We start from the raw sequence: 18,703 nt of genomic DNA, 5'->3' as shown, positions 1-18,703 counted from the left end.
ACCGGCGATGCGCGCTCGGGCGGCGGATTTTAGCACAGGCACCGGCAGCCTTCATTCGGCGATCAATCAAGCGTAGAATGACCCACTTTATCTTCAACCGACTCAGAGCCAACGATGTCCGACAGCAAGCGCAAGATTCTCGTCACCAGTGCCCTGCCCTATGCCAATGGCCCCATCCATCTGGGCCATCTGGTCGAGTATATCCAGACCGATATCTGGGTTCGTTTCCAGAAGCAGCGTGGCCATGACTGCACCTACGTCTGTGCCGACGACGCCCACGGTACGCCGATCATGCTCAAGGCCGACCAGATGGGCAAAAGCCCGCAGGAACTGATCGACCAGGTCAGTGCCGAGCACCAGCGCGACTTCGCCGGCTTCATGGTCAATTTTGACAACTACTACTCGACCCACTCGGAAGAAAACCGCCACTTCTCAGCGCTGATTTATGAGCGCCTGCGCGATGCCGGCCACATTACCCGTCGCACCATTACCCAGGCCTACGATCCGGTGAAGAACATGTTCCTGCCGGACCGCTTCATCAAGGGCGACTGTCCCAAGTGCGGCGCCAAGGATCAGTACGGCGATTCGTGTGAGGCCTGCGGTGCCACCTACCAGCCCACCGAGCTGAAAAACGCCTACTCGGCCATCTCCGGCGCCGCCCCGATCGAGAAGGAGTCTGAGCACTTTTTCTTCAAATTGGGTGACTTCGAAGCGTTCCTGCGCAACTGGGTCAACGAACACGTCCAGAGCCAGATGATCCACAAGCTGAACGAGTGGTTCGAGTCCGGCCTGCAGGAATGGGACATCTCCCGTGATGCGCCCTATTGGGGCTTTGAGATTCCCGACGCGCCAGGCAAGTACTTCTATGTCTGGATGGACGCCCCGATCGGTTACATGGCCAGCTTCAAGAACTGGTGTGACAAGAACGGCGTCGATTTCGACGAGTACTGGAAAGAAGGCTCCGATGCCGAGCTGTACCACTTCATCGGCAAAGACATCGCCTACTTCCACACCCTGTTCTGGCCGGCCGAGCTGAAAGGCGCCGGTTTCCGCACCCCCACCGGCGTGTTCTGCCATGGTTTCCTGACCGTCAATGGCCAGAAAATGTCCAAGTCTCGCGGCACCTTCATCATGGCCGAGACTTACCTCAAGCACCTGCGTCCGGAATACCTGCGCTACTACTTCGCGGCCAAGCTGGGTTCCGGCATTGATGACATCGACTTGAGCCTGGAAGACTTCCGCTACCGCGTAAATGCCGACCTGGTGAACAAAGTGGTCAACATTGCCAGCCGTTGTGCCGGTTTCATCAAGAAGAAATTTGATGGCCAGCTGGATAACTCTTTGGCCAATGCTGAGCTGTATCAGGAGGCCGTTGCACTGGGTGATGTGGTGGCCGACGCCTACGAGAAGCGCGAATACGGCCGTGCCATGCGTGAAATCATGCACCTGGCCGACAAGGCCAACCAGTACATTGACACCGCCGAGCCTTGGGTTCTGGCCAAGCAGGAAGGCAAGGACGCAGAGGTTCAGGCCTGCTGCAGCCTGGGCATCAACCTGTTCCGTGTCATCATCAGCTACCTGGCGCCGGTATTGCCGGAAGTCGCCGAGAAAGCCTGTGAGTTCCTCAATATCGACACCCTGGCCTGGGACGCCGTCAAAGAGCCCCTACTGGATCACAAGATCAACAAGTTCAAGCCGCTGATGCAGCGCGTGGACGAGAAAGTGATCGAAGAGCTGATCGAAGACTCCAAGCAGAGCCTGCAAGCCCAGCCGCAGGTTCAATCCGCGGCACCGGCTGCCGCTGAAGCCGAGCTGAGCAAGGAACCGATCGCCGATACCATCGAGTTCCCGGATTTCGCCAAAGTCGATCTGCGTGTCGCCAAAATTGCCAAGGCCGAGCATGTGGAAGGCGCCGACAAGCTGCTGCGCCTGACCCTGGACCTGGGCGGCGAAACCCGCAACGTCTTCGCCGGCATCAAGTCCGCCTACACGCCGGAAGACCTGGAAGGAAAGCTGACAGTTATGGTCGCCAATCTGGCCCCGCGCAAGATGAAGTTCGGCATCTCTGAAGGCATGGTGCTGGCCGCCGGCCCCGGCGGGGAGGATCTGTGGATTCTGGAGCCGCATGATGGCGCCCAGCCGGGCATGCGCATCAAATAAGATTCATGCAGCGGCGGTAACGAGCCGCGTCATGCCAACAACAGCCGGCCTTGCGCCGGCTGTTGCGTATGCGCAGTCTAGTATGTGGGCGTTATTCGGTAATGCTGCATGAAGGCGTTGGCACCGAATACACCCGCCAGCGTTCCGGCTGAAAGCGCAAACACCAACACAAATAAAAAGGCTTTCAGTACCAAAGGACCTGAAGCCAACGGGGTAAACAGATATGCTAGCACTATGAGGATGCACGCCCCCGATACTAGTTTTCCCGCTGCAAAAAACAGCGGAATCTCAAACGCCCAAAGTGATGCCAGCCCTCTGAAGCGGCTTAGGCCGAGCCCCAGGTATGCGAATGCCAGAAGGCTTCCAAGCGCAAGCGACAACGCCATCAAGTCGGCCCGCCCCTCCAGCATTACCCAGCCCATGCGCAGCGAAAATGCTGCGATACCTACCCAGAACAGCACCAGTGGACCCAGCAACAACCCCATACATACTCCCTTTCATCTACCGTAAGCTTAAACAGCCATCACGCAACTCCGGCAGATGACACGCCAGCGTAACCTGAATGCACTCAAGGCGCGAGCCGCTTGGGGGGCCAGCCGCTCAAGCGGCATCAGGAATAATCATCATCGGGGTTGGATAGCTTGACCTGCAGAGGCTCTGGCTTGGTTGCGGCCGGCATGCCGATCATCTCATTATAGGGGCTTTCATGAACCAACACCGTATCGGTAATGCCCAGCCCCTTGAACGGCAGCTTGGCATCCAGCTGACTGTTGAAGCGCAGTATGGTGCCCTGATCATCGCACACGTTCAGCAGCTCCTCCCCCTGGATGAGTTTCACCTGAACCAGATACATACTGCTTTCAAACGCCCGCAGCACCAACCGCTCAACCTGGCCCAGCTGCTTCTTCACATCATTGAGTGCTATTTTCATGTTCATGCCTCCTATTGCATCAAAGTCGATACGCACAGGAGACACTGTTGGTTTAGGTCCGCGTATTCAGGGCTGTGCAAGGCATGCCCTGAGCGGCATAATCACCCGCCTTGAGACTGACTTCATGACTGAAAGAGGATTTGAAACATGACACCGGAAGCATTTGCAGCCTGCATCGGGCAGGACGATAGCCTGGACTTTGAAGACACCCAGGCCGTGATCAGCGAGTACTTTGACTACACGCCTTGTGCCTTTAACAATGGTGGTATTTTCAATGAAGCCGGTCAGAACGAAGGTTCCTGCAAGATTTTCGGCTTCGGCCAGCTGATGCAGCTGGATCAGGCCCAGACCCTGGCCTGCTTCGGCCGCTTCTACCGTGATGTTCTGAACACCCCGGATGGCAGCGACCACGGCAACATTCGCAACTTCATGCGCACCGGCTGGGATGGCATTCAGTTTGAAGGGCAACCGCTCGTACGCAAGAGCGACTGATTCGATCAAAACAGCGGAAGCTGCTCGGCTTCCGCTTCACCTTCCTTCGGACCCAACCGATACCCGACCCCCAACAGACGTACCGGACGCGCACCGCGATGCCAGGCTTCTTCCAGCAGGGATGCAAACAGCCCCTGATGCGGGTGCTCAGAGCGGCATTCGGCCGTGGTCTTGCTGAAATCATTGAACTTCACCTTCACCACTAGCCCCAATATCTGGCGCGATTCACGGTGGCGTTCGTAGCGTGCTGCCAGATCCTGCATCAACGCGTCAAGCTGGTCGAGACAGCTGGCCAGATCCGGCAGATCCTGGCTGTAGGTGTGCTCGGTACTGACCGACTTGCGTTCACGATGGGTGCGCACCTCGCGGCTGTCTTCTCCTCGCGCCAGCTGCCACAAGCGCTCGCCAAACTTGCCGAAGTGATTCTGCAGCTCGATCAGCGACAGCGACTGCAGCTCGGCGCAAGTGCCCACGCCAAGGCCCATCAGCTTTTCCTGCGTCCGCGGCCCGACACCGGGAATCTTCTTTACCGGCAAACGAGCCACGAAGTCGGCCTGCTGCTCAGGCGTAATCACGCACAGCCCGTCCGGCTTATCCCAGTCACTGGCCACCTTGGCCAGAAACTTATTTTGCGCCACGCCCGCCGAGACCGTGATCCCGGTTTCCTCGCGCACCTGCTGACGAATCGCTTCCGCAATACGAGTCGCGCTGCCCTCCAGCAGCCCGCTGTCCGTCACATCCAAGTAAGCCTCATCGATGGAGACCGGCTCAATCAGCGAGGTAAAACGACGATACACAGCAAAGATCTGTTCGGCCACTTCGCGGTAGCGGGCCATGTTGCCGGAGACCAGTTTCAGCTGCGGACACAGCTGCAGGGCCCGTGCCGAGGACATGGCAGAATGAATGCCAAACTCGCGTGCCGGATAGTTACAGGTCGAAATGACACCGCGACGCTCGGCCGAGCCGCCGACAGCCAGCGGAATGTCACGCCATTCGGGGTGCTCCAGCATTTCAACCGCGGCAAAAAAGCAGTCACAATCGAGGTGGATGATTTTACGCGTGTCCTCGGGAGCAGTGGGGTCTGGGGTAACGGCTTTCATCGGTGCACTTCTGTTCTACAGTTTATATATTCACTCACGAAACGGTATTGGGGGCAAGCCAATGAATACATACCCCGGCTGGAACGGACGCGAGCGACGCCGGCAGCGCTTGCGGCGGTGGCAGCACGACCGACGCATGACCGACCGCTCAACACGCGATGATCAACCGAGGCGCTGCACCCCGGGTCGACGCTTGGACGACCCAACACACGGCCCTGAAGTAACCAAATAACCAACCTTTACATCAGGTTGTCACCTGGCCGTCACCTGCCGGTCACCCCTGTGTCACCTCGCCGCCATAGTGTAATGCGGAGTTGAGAGAGGTGATAGAACATGCACATCGATGTTGAACAGGTACTGGTCAACAGGTACCCCGCGTTCGTCAGCAAGCCCGCTCCGGTTCGCAATTCTACGCTATTCTGCCTGCGCCGACTGGTTCGCGAGCAGGAAATTAATCGTTTTCTGGAGCATCACCGTGGCAGCCGGGGGTTCGAGTTTGTCGACGAGGTACTCGACTACTTCAACTTCAGTTATGCCTTGAGCCACAAGGAGCGCATGAACATCCCTTCGTCCGGCCGTGTGGTCATTGTGGCCAACCATCCCCTGGGGGCGCTTGACGGTCTGGCCCTGCTGAAGCTGGTGGGCGAAGTGCGCCGCGATGTGCGCATTATCGCCAACGATGTGCTGATGCACTTTGATGCGCTGCAAAACCTGTTTTTGCCCGTGGACAACCTGGGCAAAAGCACGCGCAAGCAAAACATCGCCCGCATCGTCGACGCGCTGCAGAATGATGAAGCCGTGATTGTCTTTCCGGCCGGCGAGGTCTCGCGTGCCGGCTTTACCGGTATCAAGGATGGCAAGTGGAACAGCGGCTTCATTCACTTTGCTCGCAAAGCAAACGCCCCTATCCTGCCGGTGTATCTGGGTGGCAAGAACTCACCATTGTTTTATGGCCTGTCGTACCTGAACAAATCGATGTCGACTTTGATGCTGGCACGTGAAATGTTCAACAAGCATTCGGTCACACTGCCGGTACGCATCGGTGAACCCATCGCATTCCGTCAACTGGACGCTCTGCCGGTCTCGAATCGCGACAAGGCCAAGCTGCTGAAAAAGCATCTGTACCGTATCGCGCGCAACAAGCCCCCCCTGCTGTTGACCGAAAAGACCATTGCCCATCCGCAAAACCGGCAGACACTCAAGCAGGAGCTGCGCCAGGCCGACTTATTGGGCGAAACCGCAGACGGTAAGAAAATCTATCTGTTCGACTATCACCCAGACTCGGTGGTAATGCAGGAAATCGGCCGACTGCGCGAGATCGCCTTCCGTACCGTCGGTGAAGGCACCGGCCAAAAACGTGATCTGGACAGCTTCGATCAACACTACCGACACTTGATCCTGTGGGATGAGGAAGACCTGGAAATTGCAGGGGCCTACCGCATCGGTGAAGGCCGTCACCGCTTTAAGGACAAGACATATTCGCTCTATAGCGAATCACTGTTTCACTACAGCTCCGCGATGGACGATGTGTTTGTACAGGGCATAGAACTGGGGCGCAGCTTTGTACAACCGCGCTACTGGGGCAAGCGCTCGCTGGATTACCTCTGGTACGGCATTGGAGCCTACCTGCGGCGCCACCCGGACGTGCGCTACATGTTCGGCCCAGTCAGCCTCAGCAACAGTTACCCCAAACGCGCCCGTGACCTTCTGGTCTGGTTCTACCGGCACTACTTCCCGCACCCGGAAGCCCTGGCGCGCTCACGCAGCCCCTATACTCTGGATGCCGACGCGGAAACAACCATTCATCAGCTGTTCAGTGGCCGGGATTACCGTGAAGACTTCAACCGTCTGCGTGAACAGCTCGATTTTCTTGGAGTATCCGTACCAACACTATACAAGCAGTACAGTGAACTCTGTGAGGCGGGCGGAGTCAGTTTTCTTGACTTCGGCGTGGATGCCGATTTCAACTACTGCGTAGATGGACTGGTATTGGTGGACACCCACCGGGTGAAAGCACGCAAGCGGGATCGTTACATCGGCAGCCCTGCATAACGCGGGCAATTCAGGCACAATACCCGTCCCGACTATTTAAGGAGTCCACATGCATCCGTTGGGATTGGTATTGTTTGCCGTGATCGTACTGGGCAGCTGGTACTGGTGGCAGGCGCAGCCGCTTGACCAGCGGCGCAGCGCTAGCTGGAAAATCATCCTGCTACTGGTCACTATCGGCCTACTCGCTCTGGCCATTACCGGCCGCATGCACTGGCTCGGCGCCCTGATTGCGCTGGTGCTGCCGTTCCTCAAAAAGCTGCTGCCGCTGCTACTGCGATTCTCCCCCCTGCTGGCGCGCTGGTGGCAGAACCAGAAGCGCCAGGGCCCTCGCGACAAACAGCAGCATCAGCAGCACCGCCAACGCTCAAATAATGCGCGCATGACCGAAGCGGAAGCACTAGACATTCTGGGACTGAAAGCTGGTGCCAGCCGGGAAGAGATCATTCACGCCCATCGACAGTTGATCCAGAAACTGCACCCTGATCGCCAGGGCAGCGCTTGGCTGGCCGCCCAGGTCAATGAAGCCCGAGACCGCCTGCTGAAGAGCTGAGACTCAGCGCCACCAGTCCAGTTCGCCACTGCTCAATCGCAGGACAGGGCCGACAGGCTGAAGGTCAAGGGCGCGCCCGTAGGCCGGATGGAACCGTGACAGTGACAACCGGCCATCCGGCGCCAGCCGGAAACTCAATGGCGGTATATCCTCGCCTTCCGGCTCAAATCGGACCCGGTCTCCCGTGAGACGCCGCCACTCCCCTTCCCGTTCCAGCACCGGTTGATCGTTGAGGTAATCCTCGGTCAGCCGAAAGCGGCCATTACGCTCAAGCACCAGGCTCAGGCGACGGGTCGTGACGCTATCATCGGTGACATACTGACGCCGCAGCGGCCAATGCTCCAGATCTCCAAGGCGGGCACAGCCCCTGTAGAAACGGTCATTCAGCTCGGCCGACATGCTGAGTGCATACCAGGTGCCGCCGTCATCGGTACACGGGGACTTGCGCAGCTCGAATGTCAGCTCATGCCCTCCACGACGACTTCCGGATGACATGGACTGGCGCCAGCGACGCTCGCCCCCCATACGTTCAACCTCGGGACGCTTGAACCCCAGCTGCAACAGACGGTCACGATACTGTACGCGAATCCGGTCCTCACGCAGATCAAACACGACCGACCCGTCGTCAGCCACTGCGCGCAACTCAATATCTGCCAGCACATGATCACAGCTGCCCAGCGATCCGCCCACCACCAGCGGCTCCACCAGCGCCAGCCCCGTGTCGGCATCATGCCGCGCAACGGCTTCTACATACACCGGCCACCCCTCTCCCAGGCTGTGTTGGGCAAAAGCCGCTTCCAACGCGGCGGAACCAATATGAACCGCTTGTCCGTCATGCACATCACAAGCCGCAAAACGATACCCGTCCGCCTCCTGGCTCAATGTCCCGCGAACCATGTAACCGCTACCCTGCCCAGGCCGCACATCATTGACTTTGCAACCGGCAAGTATCAGCGGTAGCACCAGTACTGTTACAGGCACGTGTTTGAACCACTCTTGCCATTCACGCCATTTCCAACTCACGTTTCACATCCACTCATTCATATGCCGCACATTTTACCCGGAATACTATATCGCCGCACGGGAACGAACAGCACAGCCATCACTGTTCGTCTAGACTCAAGCGACCGATCGATGAACAGGGAGCAGGTACATGAACGAGCACATCTATAAAATCGTTGAAGTCGCCGGGTCATCAACCGAGAGCCATGATGATGCCATTCGCAACGCCATTGCCAAGGCGGCTGAAACCATTGATCACTTGAATTGGTATGAAGTGAAGGAGATGCGTGGGCACATTGCCGACGGCAGCATCGCGCATTACCAGGTTGTCGTGCGCCTGGGGTTCAGACTGGAGTGACCCAGGAGTCTCTTATTGGAGACATCGCAACCGCCTGATATTATTGATTAATTTATAATACTCCAATTTACTGACTGCAAATTGGAGACAGTTAGGCCTTGCCAAAACTGTCTCCACCCACTTGCACACAGCAAGAACCAAACAAGCATTTGATTTTAAAGATTTATTTTAAAATCGGCACGGGCTTTGCTAATCTGACACTCCCTTGTAGATTGACATGTTTTTCCAGTCCGCAGTACAGGCTGCGTGACTGCTGAATGGAATAATCGCGCCCCTTTGCGCCAAGACGGCAACCCTATCTGAATGATGCGTTTTCAATGGCATACCCACTCCCTTAAACAGCTGGTACTGCTGGCCTTTTTTTTGGCAGCTATCCCGCTGGCCGTGCTGATCTTTCAATCGGGCAATGCACTGGTCGCACAATCCCAGCAGGCCAGGGGCCTGGCCCGCGCCATGCTGCAGAGCAGCCAGCAAACGGAAGCACTGCGCATTCAGGCAGAAGACATCACCCGCGCCGCTCGCCAGTACGAAATCGTCAATCGCGATGAGCTGCAGCAGCGCCTGCTACAGCTGCTCACCCGCTACCGTGACCTGCTGGATACCCTGCAACTGCCAGCCGAATTGCACGGCCGAACACACGCCATCAGGATACAGCTGGATGATATCGAACAACGCTCACGGCAGTCATCGCCGCCGCGCTTTACACCCGATCAGCTCGACCGGCTGATGGCTGACACACTGGACCTGATCCAGAGCCAAACCCGTGCGTTCAACGCACAACTCAACGAACTGGAACGACAGGTAAAAGCCGAGCAGAACCGTACCGTCTGGCAAGCCGGCCTGCTGCTGCTAGCCTCAACCGTATTGATTCTTTTTTTCAGTGCACGGATCAACCGTCCTGTTCAGCACCTGATCAATAACATTCGCGCGCTGGGTGAAGGTCAACGCTCTGCAACCCCCAAGCTTTCGGGGCCTGTCGAACTGGCTCAAGTCAACGAACACCTGAACTGGCTGGCTGAGCGCTTGCAAGCACTGGAAGAGGACAAGGCACGCTTTCTGCGCCACATCTCGCATGAGCTTAAAACGCCGTTGACCACACTGCGTGAGGGCGCCGACATTCTGTTTGAGGAGCTGGCCGGCCCGCTAACTCAAAATCAGCGTGAAATCGTTCAGTTATTACAGCAAAACAGCATTACGCTACAGGAATTAATCGAACAGTTGTTGGATTATAACCGGCTGCAACAACCGCACCGCCTGCAAAAAGAAAAGGTTGCGCTTCTTTCACTGGTCGAGCGTATAATCACGCCCTTTACGCTTCAGATCGAGCAGAAAAAGCTTAAAGTGGAACTTAGTTTTGGCGACATTGAATATTGGGACACCGATGCACATATGCTGCAGCGCATTTTGGCCAACCTGATCTCCAATGCTGTACATTACTCTGATGCCGATGGCACTTTATCCGTAACCGCCTGTCAAACAGGTTCAGTTTTAGAGCTTGTTGTCGCCAACACGGGCCCCCTGATTCCTGAAGACGATCTGCCACAACTGTTCGACCCCTTTTATCAGGGACAGAACCGTCGCCGCGGCCCGTTGAAAGGCTCAGGAATAGGTCTGAGCATAGCGGCCCAAGCCAGCCATGCGCTGAATGCACAGCTGCAGGTCAGCCACAACCGCGACCGCCGCGTCGCATTCAGCCTTTACTTGCCCAAACTGGAACAGTGACACGATGCGTCATCTTTTTATCTGCATATTCATGTCCCTGATGGCCGGGTGCCAGCTGATAGAGTCTGTTGGTACCCCGCTCACCTCTGGCCAGGGCACACCAACGGAAGCGTGCCCCGTCACCGATAGCGACATCATCGAGTGGTTAAAGCTTGAACACCGTTACATTTCGTCTACACTTGAAAGTAAGCAGCAGCTTTTGATTGACGCCGAGAAGCGACAGCAAAAGATCTTGCATGCCCTACTGCTTAGTGCCCCCGGACAGTCCTTCGAACAACTGGACCGGGCATATGGAATCTTGATTCAGTTGCAGGACGCTCACCCCGACTGCAGCTACAGCCATTATCTGAACGTACGGACGCGTCAACTGCGCCTGCAACTCGACCTGCAGCGCAGACACGATGCACTTGCCGTTCAGACTGATGAGCTTCAACGTCAGGTGGACGCCTTGACTGATCAGGTGGATGCCTTGACAGATTTGGAACGACAGATAACGCGACAGCGTGAGGAGCACTGACAGATGACGTCAACCCCCAATATTCTGCTGGTCGATGACGATACCGCTCTACTGCGGTTGCTGGAGATGCGCCTGCAAGCCTCCGGCTACCAGATCAGCTGTGCTGAAAGCGGAGAAGAGGCCTTGGCCCAGATTCGTCAGCACGGTTTCGACCTGGTTCTCACCGACCTGAGAATGGATGGCATGGATGGCCTGACGCTCTTTTCCCGTATCCAGCAGAAACAGCCTGACCTGCCGGTCATCATCATGACCGCACACGGCTCGATTCCGGAAGCGGTAGAAGCAACCCAGAAAGGCGTGTTTGGCTTCCTGTCCAAACCAATCGACAAGCAGCACCTGCTGGATACCGTGCGCGCTGCACTGGATTCATCCCAGCGCAGCCTGGATCAAAGCTGGCGTGCGGCCATTATCAGTCACAGCGACCGCATGGATCAGGTGCTGGACCAGGCTCAGCGCGTTGCTGCATCCGACGTGAGCGTGTTGATCACCGGCCCCAGCGGCAGCGGCAAGGAACTGGTTGCCAAGGCAATCCATAAGGCCAGTGCACGCGGCGACCAGCCTTTCGTGGCCATCAATTGCGGCGCACTACCTGAGCAGCTGCTTGAGTCCGAACTGTTTGGCCACACCAAGGGCGCTTTCACCGGTGCAGTTAACCAGCACGAAGGCCTGTTCCGTGCCGCTCAGGGTGGAACACTGTTCCTGGACGAGATCGGTGACATGCCGGTGACGCTGCAGGTAAAACTGCTGCGCGCCTTGCAGGAGCGTACTATCCGCCCGGTCGGCTCAACTCAGAGCGTGCCCATCGATGTTCGCATCATTTCGGCTACGCACCGCAACCTGGAAACCGCAATGCTCAGCCAGGAGTTCCGGGAAGACCTCTACTATCGCCTGAATGTGGTCAATCTGGAGCTGCCACCACTGCGCGAGCGTCCTGAAGACATCCCTCTGCTGGCACGCCACTTCCTGTCACTGGCAGCACAGAAGCATAACCGCAAGGTTCGCGGCATTTCGCCGGGTGCACTTCACCTGCTCGCCCAGGCAGCCTGGCCGGGCAACGTGCGCCAGCTGGAAAACGTGATGGAACAGGTCGTTGCCCTGAGCCCCTCACCGATCATTCCGGAAGGTCTGGTCTCCAAGGCACTGACCAACCAGGAACGCGTGATTCCGTCGTTCAACGAGGCACGCGCCGACTTCGAGCGCCGCTACCTGATCAAGGTGCTGCAGATCACCGAAGGCAACGTGACCCACGCAGCGCGGATTGCCCAGCGCAACCGTACCGACTTCTACAAGCTGCTGAACAAGCACGACCTGGAAGCGGCTCAGTTCAAGGCCAACGCCAAGGCGGCACTGGCCGCTCAGCAGGAAGCGCTGAAGCAGGTCGAGAAAAAGCGCAAGGCGGGATAACCCCGCCCTCCTTGCCGGGCAACCGAGTCCCCTGCGGCTCAGTTGCCCATCAACTCCAACGCCTTATCGGTCAGCTCGACCACATCCAGAATCGTGCCACGCCCTTCGGCCACACGCACAACCCTGCCTCCCAGCAGTATCAATTCCGCCGCCTCAGCGTCATACCCCAGACGCTCCAGATAATGCCGTGACAGACGCTCGCCATAACGATAATAATCATCATCGAAGCGCTCGCCACGACGTAGCTTGTCTTGCCATCCCGGCGGGAGTTCACCACCGCGCGCCAATTTCTTGCGCAGCCCTGGCGGCAACACCCCGCCCTGCCCCGGCTGGGGCCGATAGCCATAGTGATCCTGCAGCACCCAATCCCGCAACTGGCGACGCTCTCGATGACTGAGCGGCAGCAGCCGGTTTTCATGCGCGTCCGACCGCTCCCGGCCCTGACCGCCAGGTTCCTGCCCCTGGAATACCGCATCCGGCGCGGCCGGCTTACCGGCCCAGGCAGGTTTGTCCGCCCAAACGGGAGCGGTAGCCAACGCCAGCATCAACCCTGCTACAACCTGTTTCATGTTTGGTCACCTCCTCTGCATACTCGGCCTGATCCTGCCGGATTGCATTTTGCATATGCTGGGCTAGTATCCCGCTTTTACATTTTTCAAAGGGTTTAGCATGTCCGCACCCAGTCTGAGTGAAGCAATGGCGCTGATGAATCAGGGCGCCTTTACTGCTGCACGCGCCATCTGCCAGCAGCACCTTGCTCACACCCCCGATGACTTCAATGCCCGACATCTGCTGGGGCTGGTCCAATTCAAGGCCGGCAACCTGCTGGCCGCCACCAAGGAATTGAGCCGTGCCAGCAAGCAGGTACAGCCACCACGCTTCAAGGCCCAGGCACTCAACAACCTGGCACTGGTGCTGCAAGCCCGCGGCAAGCTGGAACAGGCGCTGACGGCCTGTCGAGACAGTCTGCGGTTGCAGCCTGAGGAAGCGGCTTTTCAGCTCAACTACCTCGGGCTACTGGAGCAGCTGCAACAGTGGCAGAGCATCCTCGATTATGTTCAGCACGCACCGCCACTGGCTGAGGTCGCCGAGGCACAACTGACGCTCGCCGTTGCTCAACGCCACCTGCACCAGCATGAGCAAGCCCTGTCGACTCTGGCACCACTTCCCAAGAGTATAGAAGTCGAATCGGAACGCGCTCTGAACCTGTGCCTGCTGGACCGTACACACCTGATACTGCAACAGGACCCACCTGCTGAGGCGGCGCTGCTGATTCGCCTGGCCGATTACTGCGCTGAAGAAGGGCATCCGGCTGCGGCAACCCCCCTGTATCGCGCAGCCGCAGAAGCGGAGCCGGACAATTTGAGCGTACGCCACATGATCAGCGCAGCCGAAGGGCAATGCACGGCAGCGGCACCGAACAGCTACGTCCGGGACCTATACGACATTCATGCTACCGAATTCGAGTCACGGCTGCGCGGACGCTTGGGATATGACGCTCCCGAACGCTTGTGCGGCGCCTTGCGCGAGTACTTGGATACATCGGCACCGCTTGAGGCTGTTGATCTGGGATGCGGCACTGGACTATGCGGCGTGGAACTGCGCAAGCAGCTGCCGATCAAACTGCTGAGCGGCTGTGACCTGTCAGCGCAAATGCTGCGCCAAGCGGAATGCAAGAAGGCTTACGACCAACTGTCCTGCTGTTCGATGGAAGAATACCTGCACGCAATGAAACCGGCTCGGCTGATCACGGCTACAGATGTGCTGATTTACACCGGCAGCCTGGCACCACTGATGCCATTGATCTGGAATGCTCTGCTCCCGGGCGGGCTATTTGCCTTTACGGTTGAGCAGGGTCGTGATGAGGAAGACGTCAGTCTGCACCCGTCGGGCCGCTACCGGCACAGCCGGAAGCATATCCGCACTCAGGCTGAAGCACTGGGCTTTGAGGTTTGTGCGCTGGATACCTTTGACCTGCGACTGGAGCATGACTCCCCCGTCAACGGGCTAATGGTCATTCTTCAACGCCCTGCCTGAGCAAGTGGCCGACGAGCACACGCAAGCGTTCCAGTTGCGCCCGCTTGCCGGCAGGCTCGTCAGCCGCCGATGGCGGCTGCTGGCGCAGAATCCGAGCACACAGCAGTCGCTGGTCGGCCACACTGATCCCCAGATGGTGCCAACGTCCGATACTGAGGTGCAACAGGCGACTCAGCGGCAGGTAACTGCTCTCCAGCGTGCGCTGGGCATCGGCAAAGCCTTCAATGCGGTGCTGCTCGTCCACACTGAGCCGCGCACCGGGCTCAATCCCCTGCAGCAACCACGGCAACTGCTCGGCTTCAAGGTCCTGCAGGGCACCGGATAACCGGTGCAGCACACTTCGCCGGAACTGCTCACGTGCCTGCGGGAGCCAGGCATTCGGTGCAGAAGACAATGGTTTGAGCACCAGTAGCGCGTGCGTACCGGCAACCGGGTCGCGCTGATCACCCAGCCGCACAGGTACAAAACCGCTGTCCTGCCAAAAACGCAACAACCCTTCATTGCCGGCGAAACTGGCGCCCAGGTAATCAACTCCCTGCTCGTATGCCGCCTGCTCCACGGCTGCCAGCAGCGACCGGCCAATGCCCTGCTGCTGCAGCTGCGGGTGTGCGGCAATGCGCACGACGCGCCATCCCTGCCAGGCAGCGGCCTCGCGCCAGCCCTCCTGGGCAATCAGCGTTTGCGGCAGCAAGTGTCCGCGCGGGCGCCGACGGCCTTCCCAGATTGCATTGGCCAGCACCGTGTCCAGCGGCCCTTCTTCTGCCAGCAGCACACAGCCAACTGGCACTCCGGCCTTGCGTGCGACCAGAATACGCATGTTCGGGCTGTCCAATAGAATGCGAAGATCGCCCGGTGCCGTGCGGTAGTGCGCCAGCACCAGCAGGCCAAACAGCTGACGCAACAGGCTTGTGTCGGCCGCCAGCTCGGCCTGAGTGATCGACTCGATCAGCAGCGGCGCCGAGACAGCCGGTATCGCCGACGCATCCACATCCAGTAACAGCATGCGATTGACCAGCTGCTCAAGCGGGTCGGGGCTCGACCAGCGGATAGCCGTGTGCAGACGAAACTCTCGCAACGCGGGAAACCGGCGCTGCAACTGTTGCCGAAAACGCAACGCAAACCCCTGCCCGTTGCCTTCATAACCATGCAACGTGGTCGCGAACACACTGCGTGGATAGTGTGTCACCAAACGCATCAAAACCGGTGTAGGAATGGCCGCCGCTTCATCGACCAGTAGCAGCTGTCCGGCCGGCCGAGCCTGCAACAGCTCGTCGGGGCGTAAAAAAATCAGCTGATCCGCAAGCTCCGGTGCCATCACCTGAACCCGTTCCAACACCGACGCCACGGCGCTTTTGCTAACCGCTGTCAGCACCACGCGCACACCCTGTTCCAGCAGCGCCGCTGCTGCCAGACCCAATGCCGCACTCTTGCCCCGGCCTCGGTCAGCACTGAGGATCAGCGGCTGTGCACGTGCCGCCGCCGTATGTTGAATCAGCGCTACCGCCTCGGCCTGGTCAGCACTCAGGCAAGGCGGCGGTACGGATTCTGCCGGCTCGATGGGTGGCAATGTTTCAGGAATTCGTGGCGCCTGGCACTGATGCCAGCGCACCAGTGTCTGCGCCTGGTCCAGCACTCGCACCAGATGTCCAAGGTACTGCCCTGACAGCTGTTCCGGCCGATAGGGTTCGACACAGAGCGAGGCGTATTCGGGGTCCGGGAAGTCAGGCCAGGCATCTGCCGCCGGCGTCAGCAACACCAGACAACCACCGGCTTGAATGGCACCGGCCACCTGCCCAAAGGCATTGGGATTGAAACCGCTGAAGGCATCGAACACGGCAAAATCCAGCGTTTGCCCCAACACGGTGGGTGCCTGGCGTGCATTGAGCGGCTGACATCCTGCCAGCGCGACGTCGCTAATCAATACGCCACGCCCAACCAGATAGTCGACCAGTTCGCCATTGAGTTGATCATGGCACCATTGCCGCTCGCCGGCGACCCAGACCAACAGGCGCTGACGGCCCTGCAACAGGCGCTGCCGCAAATCCTTGAAGGTGGTAGAAAGGGTCATTGATCGTTATAGGTCATGCCTGGGCCATTGGCATGGGTGCTGAATTCACTGTAATAGAAGACACCCGGCTCCTGCTGCAGAGCAGTATGAAGGTGGCTCTCAAGCTGATGATGAACTTTGGCGAGACACAGGTCACCCAGAGGCTGGAAGGTTTCCGCCACAATTCTCAGTGGCAGTTCGGCCATGGACTCATGCTCGCGAATGCGATCATAGCAACGCTGGACCAGCTGCTGCGCGTTTTCATTGGTACTGGGCAGCACTGCGCCAACGACACGTCCTCCATGCCAGCCAACCAGATCACCCGGGCGCGAGAAAGCCTCGCCAAGCACACGTACCAGCTCCAACAGCTGCGGACGACGCACCTGGTCGCCCAGGTGAATGCTCAGTACCGTTAACGGCGCAAATTCGCGTACAGCACGGCGGCACTCCAGCGCCAACATGTGACGGTACCAGTATTCAGTGGCAATGCCGGTATTGGGATCAATCGCCAGCAGAGGCTCCTGTGCACGACTGGCCGCACGGGTCATGCTGCGACTACGCAGCACGTATAACAGTGCCAGCGTCGCCAGCAACAGCACAGCCAGTAGCACCAGCAACGTCAAAGGTGCACCACTTGCAGCCGCGACGGCAAGCGCCACCACATCCAATGACAACAACAGTACAACCAGATGCCGAATGCGCTTGAGCTGTTCAACGAACACGGAGTCCATAGTCGGTTGTTTCCCTACCCGGTTTGTCGCTTCAGTAAAGCGATTTTTCAGATGTAATGCAATCCGTATGCGGTCAGCGTCGTTTTTGATGTTTTTCCCAATTATCCTGTCGCGCCTGATCACTCTTGCGCAGCATCACATAGAGTGCTCCGGTACCACCATGATGCGGCTGCGCCGAGTGAAAGGCCATGACCCCATCCAGCAAGGGCAACCACGCGTTGAGATAAGTCTTCAGCTGATTGCCATGCGCCTCCGGATTCTGGCTACGCCCATGCTGAATCAAGACCGTGCGGATGTTCAGCTCGCGGCTCTGGCGCACAAACCCGGCCACTTCATCACGGGCCTGCGCCAGTGTCAGGTGTTGCAGGTTCAGGCTGGCATCCGTGGTATAGCGGCCCAGCCGCAGGTTGCGAAACACCCCTTCCTGTACCCCGTCACGTTTCCAGGACAACGGATCGGCTGGATGCAGCCACTCGACCGGTGCCAGCGACAGCCCTTCGGGCGACCCTTGTGCCAGACGACGACGAACACTCTTGTTCGGGTCGGCATGCAGCGATGTTTTCACCGCCGGTGCCGGACTGTGTGAGCGAATACGCTGCACGCCCTCGGCCTGCATCATTTCGGTAAAGTCGGTTTCTGAATCGAATCGCATGCGCTTTCTCCCACTATCGGCATCCAGGTAAAGTACACCAATGCCCTTGTTGTAATTCAATGGAACGCTTTTACGGACCAGAGTTCTCATCTAAGGTACATACACGCTCTCAATCCGGCAGGTTCTGACAATGCAACGCCTGATCATTGCCCTTACTGTCATCATCGCGCTTCTGGCGGCATATGCCTTCTGGTACAACGACAATCGTGATACTGCGACAGCCAACACATCCGCCGAGACGACCGTTTCAGACGCCATTCGCCTCGAGGCGCGCGAGCATATCAAAAGTCTGACCCGTCAGGCAGCAGAAGATACTCTGGACATGACGCAGGCCGATCACTTTGTCACCGGCAGCCAACTGCTGCACGTGCCCGCACCGACCGATAGCGACAGCCTGGCCATCGAGACCGTTGACGATATGCCGGCCACCAGTTTCGGTGTTGACATCCCCGGAACGGTCAGTGCTGACACAAAAGCCTCTGACATCACCTTTCCAGGCAACCGGCTTCGGCTGAAGGAGCTGCTCAACCATCCTGACCAGGCCGCCGACGAGGTGTTTTACATTCACTCGGTGCAGCCCAGCGACCAGCAAGGCTTGTGGGGCATCATCCACCGCGGTCTGATCGACACCTTTACCCGCGGCATTCGCCTTGAAGACCGTTCCCGCCTGCTCAGCGCCGATATTCCTGAAGATGCCGATGAGCCACTGGGTGACCAGCGCAGCTCCTGGCTGGGGCACCTGCTCAAGCGCAAGGTTGAGCAGACCTGGGTGTTCAATCATCAGCAGGGGCTGCTGGGACAGAACCCGGATGTCATTCATCCCGGCCAGCAGCTGGTTATCGTTCGTTTCAGCGAAGAGGAGTTGATTGATATTTACAACCATTTCACCCGCCATGACACACCCTGAGCCGGCACATGCTGGTTTCTGTGGACGCAATCCGCCAAGGC

The 18,703-nt window shown here is 58.3% G+C and carries 18 protein-coding genes; 10 read left to right on the top strand and 8 right to left on the bottom strand.

Annotation, left to right across the window (positions count from 1 at the left end):
* The first annotated feature begins 114 nt into the window (after window positions 1–114).
* Window positions 115–2,160, top strand: coding sequence for a methionine--tRNA ligase (metG, locus tag KTN04_RS05735; protein WP_217334256.1), 2,046 nt, complete (start codon window positions 115–117; stop codon window positions 2,158–2,160).
* Window positions 2,161–2,237: 77 nt separating this feature from the next.
* Here metG and KTN04_RS05730 read toward each other — a convergent pair whose 3' ends face one another.
* Complete coding sequence (locus KTN04_RS05730; RefSeq protein ID WP_217334255.1) at window positions 2,238–2,645, bottom strand: hypothetical protein; 408 nt, start codon at window positions 2,643–2,645, stop codon at window positions 2,238–2,240.
* Between the two features lie 125 nt (window positions 2,646–2,770).
* Window positions 2,771–3,091 carry a DUF6482 family protein gene (locus tag KTN04_RS05725; RefSeq protein WP_217334254.1) on the bottom strand — a complete coding sequence of 107 codons (321 nt, stop codon included), beginning with the start codon at window positions 3,089–3,091 and terminating at the stop codon, window positions 2,771–2,773.
* 147 nt (window positions 3,092–3,238) lie between these two features.
* On the opposite strand from KTN04_RS05725, the gene KTN04_RS05720 reads away from it, so the two are divergent.
* Window positions 3,239–3,583 carry a HopJ type III effector protein gene (locus KTN04_RS05720; protein WP_217334253.1) on the top strand — a complete coding sequence of 115 codons (345 nt, stop codon included), beginning with the start codon at window positions 3,239–3,241 and terminating at the stop codon, window positions 3,581–3,583.
* Between the two features lie 5 nt (window positions 3,584–3,588).
* Here KTN04_RS05720 and dinB read toward each other — a convergent pair whose 3' ends face one another.
* On the bottom strand, window positions 3,589–4,683 hold the full coding sequence (gene dinB, locus KTN04_RS05715; RefSeq protein WP_217334252.1) for a DNA polymerase IV: 1,095 nt from the start codon (window positions 4,681–4,683) through the stop codon (window positions 3,589–3,591).
* A gap of 333 nt (window positions 4,684–5,016) precedes the next feature.
* Between dinB and KTN04_RS05710 the strand changes: the two genes are divergently transcribed.
* Complete coding sequence (locus tag KTN04_RS05710; RefSeq protein ID WP_217334251.1) at window positions 5,017–6,735, top strand: lysophospholipid acyltransferase family protein; 1,719 nt, start codon at window positions 5,017–5,019, stop codon at window positions 6,733–6,735.
* 49 nt (window positions 6,736–6,784) lie between these two features.
* Window positions 6,785–7,285: a DnaJ domain-containing protein gene (locus KTN04_RS05705; RefSeq protein ID WP_217334250.1), complete on the top strand. Its 501-nt coding sequence runs from the start codon at window positions 6,785–6,787 to the stop codon at window positions 7,283–7,285.
* A gap of 3 nt (window positions 7,286–7,288) precedes the next feature.
* Here KTN04_RS05705 and KTN04_RS05700 read toward each other — a convergent pair whose 3' ends face one another.
* A complete protein-coding gene (locus tag KTN04_RS05700) occupies window positions 7,289–8,308 on the bottom strand; it encodes a hypothetical protein (protein ID WP_217334249.1) in 1,020 nt (339 codons plus the stop codon).
* A gap of 130 nt (window positions 8,309–8,438) precedes the next feature.
* Between KTN04_RS05700 and KTN04_RS05695 the strand changes: the two genes are divergently transcribed.
* The 4 genes from KTN04_RS05695 to KTN04_RS05680 all read left to right on the top strand — a co-directional run bounded on the left by KTN04_RS05695 (window position 8,439) and on the right by KTN04_RS05680 (window position 12,288).
* Window positions 8,439–8,645, top strand: a complete 207-nt coding sequence (locus KTN04_RS05695; RefSeq protein ID WP_217334248.1) for a dodecin — start codon at window positions 8,439–8,441, stop codon at window positions 8,643–8,645.
* Between the two features lie 303 nt (window positions 8,646–8,948).
* A complete protein-coding gene (locus KTN04_RS05690) occupies window positions 8,949–10,367 on the top strand; it encodes a sensor histidine kinase (protein ID WP_217334247.1) in 1,419 nt (472 codons plus the stop codon).
* A 4-nt stretch (window positions 10,368–10,371) separates the two neighbouring features.
* The gene (locus KTN04_RS05685) at window positions 10,372–10,884 is read left to right on the top strand and encodes a hypothetical protein (RefSeq protein ID WP_217334246.1); all 513 of its coding nucleotides are present in this window, start codon (window positions 10,372–10,374) and stop codon (window positions 10,882–10,884) included.
* A 3-nt stretch (window positions 10,885–10,887) separates the two neighbouring features.
* Window positions 10,888–12,288: a sigma 54-interacting transcriptional regulator gene (locus tag KTN04_RS05680; RefSeq protein ID WP_217334245.1), complete on the top strand. Its 1,401-nt coding sequence runs from the start codon at window positions 10,888–10,890 to the stop codon at window positions 12,286–12,288.
* 38 nt (window positions 12,289–12,326) lie between these two features.
* On the opposite strand, the gene KTN04_RS05675 is transcribed toward KTN04_RS05680, so the two are convergent.
* The gene (locus tag KTN04_RS05675; protein WP_217334244.1) at window positions 12,327–12,857 is read right to left on the bottom strand and encodes a hypothetical protein; all 531 of its coding nucleotides are present in this window, start codon (window positions 12,855–12,857) and stop codon (window positions 12,327–12,329) included.
* A 100-nt stretch (window positions 12,858–12,957) separates the two neighbouring features.
* Here KTN04_RS05675 and KTN04_RS05670 point away from each other — a divergent pair, with 100 nt between their 5' ends.
* A complete protein-coding gene (locus KTN04_RS05670) occupies window positions 12,958–14,325 on the top strand; it encodes a methyltransferase domain-containing protein (protein ID WP_217334243.1) in 1,368 nt (455 codons plus the stop codon).
* On the opposite strand, the gene KTN04_RS05665 is transcribed toward KTN04_RS05670, so the two are convergent.
* The 3 genes from KTN04_RS05665 to smrA form a co-directional block, all read right to left on the bottom strand.
* Entirely contained in the window at window positions 14,303–16,393 is a 2,091-nt protein-coding gene (locus KTN04_RS05665) for a tRNA(Met) cytidine acetyltransferase TmcA (RefSeq protein WP_217334242.1), read from the bottom strand. The two genes, KTN04_RS05670 and KTN04_RS05665, sit on opposite strands and share 23 nt — an antisense overlap.
* The gene (locus KTN04_RS05660; RefSeq protein ID WP_217334241.1) at window positions 16,390–17,103 is read right to left on the bottom strand and encodes a nucleotidyl cyclase domain-containing protein; all 714 of its coding nucleotides are present in this window, start codon (window positions 17,101–17,103) and stop codon (window positions 16,390–16,392) included. Before KTN04_RS05660 ends, KTN04_RS05665 begins: the two co-directional genes overlap by 4 nt.
* A gap of 73 nt (window positions 17,104–17,176) precedes the next feature.
* Window positions 17,177–17,755, bottom strand: coding sequence for a DNA endonuclease SmrA (smrA, locus tag KTN04_RS05655; protein WP_217334240.1), 579 nt, complete (start codon window positions 17,753–17,755; stop codon window positions 17,177–17,179).
* 130 nt (window positions 17,756–17,885) lie between these two features.
* Between smrA and KTN04_RS05650 the strand changes: the two genes are divergently transcribed.
* Complete coding sequence (locus tag KTN04_RS05650; RefSeq protein ID WP_217334239.1) at window positions 17,886–18,662, top strand: hypothetical protein; 777 nt, start codon at window positions 17,886–17,888, stop codon at window positions 18,660–18,662.
* The last annotated feature ends 41 nt before the right edge of the window (window positions 18,663–18,703 follow it).

This window comes from Marinobacterium weihaiense (assembly GCF_019061305.1).
GTDB classification, from domain to species: Bacteria; Pseudomonadota; Gammaproteobacteria; order Pseudomonadales; family Balneatricaceae; genus Marinobacterium; species Marinobacterium weihaiense.
Note: the sequence above shows the minus strand (reverse complement) of the source record. Positions and strands in the feature narration are given on the sequence as shown.

What these genes read in the sequence shown, in the direction of transcription:
- metG (WP_217334256.1), top strand. Translation starts at nt 115, where the DNA reads ATGTCCGACAGCAAGCGCAAGATTCTCGTCACCAGTGCCCTGCCCTAT.
- KTN04_RS05730 (WP_217334255.1), bottom strand. Translation starts at nt 2,645, where the DNA reads ATGGGGTTGTTGCTGGGTCCACTGGTGCTGTTCTGGGTAGGTATCGCA.
- KTN04_RS05725 (WP_217334254.1), bottom strand. Translation starts at nt 3,091, where the DNA reads ATGAAAATAGCACTCAATGATGTGAAGAAGCAGCTGGGCCAGGTTGAG.
- KTN04_RS05720 (WP_217334253.1), top strand. Translation starts at nt 3,239, where the DNA reads ATGACACCGGAAGCATTTGCAGCCTGCATCGGGCAGGACGATAGCCTG.
- dinB (WP_217334252.1), bottom strand. Translation starts at nt 4,683, where the DNA reads ATGAAAGCCGTTACCCCAGACCCCACTGCTCCCGAGGACACGCGTAAA.
- KTN04_RS05710 (WP_217334251.1), top strand. Translation starts at nt 5,017, where the DNA reads ATGCACATCGATGTTGAACAGGTACTGGTCAACAGGTACCCCGCGTTC.
- KTN04_RS05705 (WP_217334250.1), top strand. Translation starts at nt 6,785, where the DNA reads ATGCATCCGTTGGGATTGGTATTGTTTGCCGTGATCGTACTGGGCAGC.
- KTN04_RS05695 (WP_217334248.1), top strand. Translation starts at nt 8,439, where the DNA reads ATGAACGAGCACATCTATAAAATCGTTGAAGTCGCCGGGTCATCAACC.
- KTN04_RS05690 (WP_217334247.1), top strand. Translation starts at nt 8,949, where the DNA reads ATGATGCGTTTTCAATGGCATACCCACTCCCTTAAACAGCTGGTACTG.
- KTN04_RS05685 (WP_217334246.1), top strand. Translation starts at nt 10,372, where the DNA reads ATGCGTCATCTTTTTATCTGCATATTCATGTCCCTGATGGCCGGGTGC.
- KTN04_RS05680 (WP_217334245.1), top strand. Translation starts at nt 10,888, where the DNA reads ATGACGTCAACCCCCAATATTCTGCTGGTCGATGACGATACCGCTCTA.
- KTN04_RS05675 (WP_217334244.1), bottom strand. Translation starts at nt 12,857, where the DNA reads ATGAAACAGGTTGTAGCAGGGTTGATGCTGGCGTTGGCTACCGCTCCC.
- KTN04_RS05670 (WP_217334243.1), top strand. Translation starts at nt 12,958, where the DNA reads ATGTCCGCACCCAGTCTGAGTGAAGCAATGGCGCTGATGAATCAGGGC.
- KTN04_RS05665 (WP_217334242.1), bottom strand. Translation starts at nt 16,393, where the DNA reads ATGACCCTTTCTACCACCTTCAAGGATTTGCGGCAGCGCCTGTTGCAG.
- KTN04_RS05660 (WP_217334241.1), bottom strand. Translation starts at nt 17,103, where the DNA reads ATGGACTCCGTGTTCGTTGAACAGCTCAAGCGCATTCGGCATCTGGTT.
- smrA (WP_217334240.1), bottom strand. Translation starts at nt 17,755, where the DNA reads ATGCGATTCGATTCAGAAACCGACTTTACCGAAATGATGCAGGCCGAG.
- KTN04_RS05650 (WP_217334239.1), top strand. Translation starts at nt 17,886, where the DNA reads ATGCAACGCCTGATCATTGCCCTTACTGTCATCATCGCGCTTCTGGCG.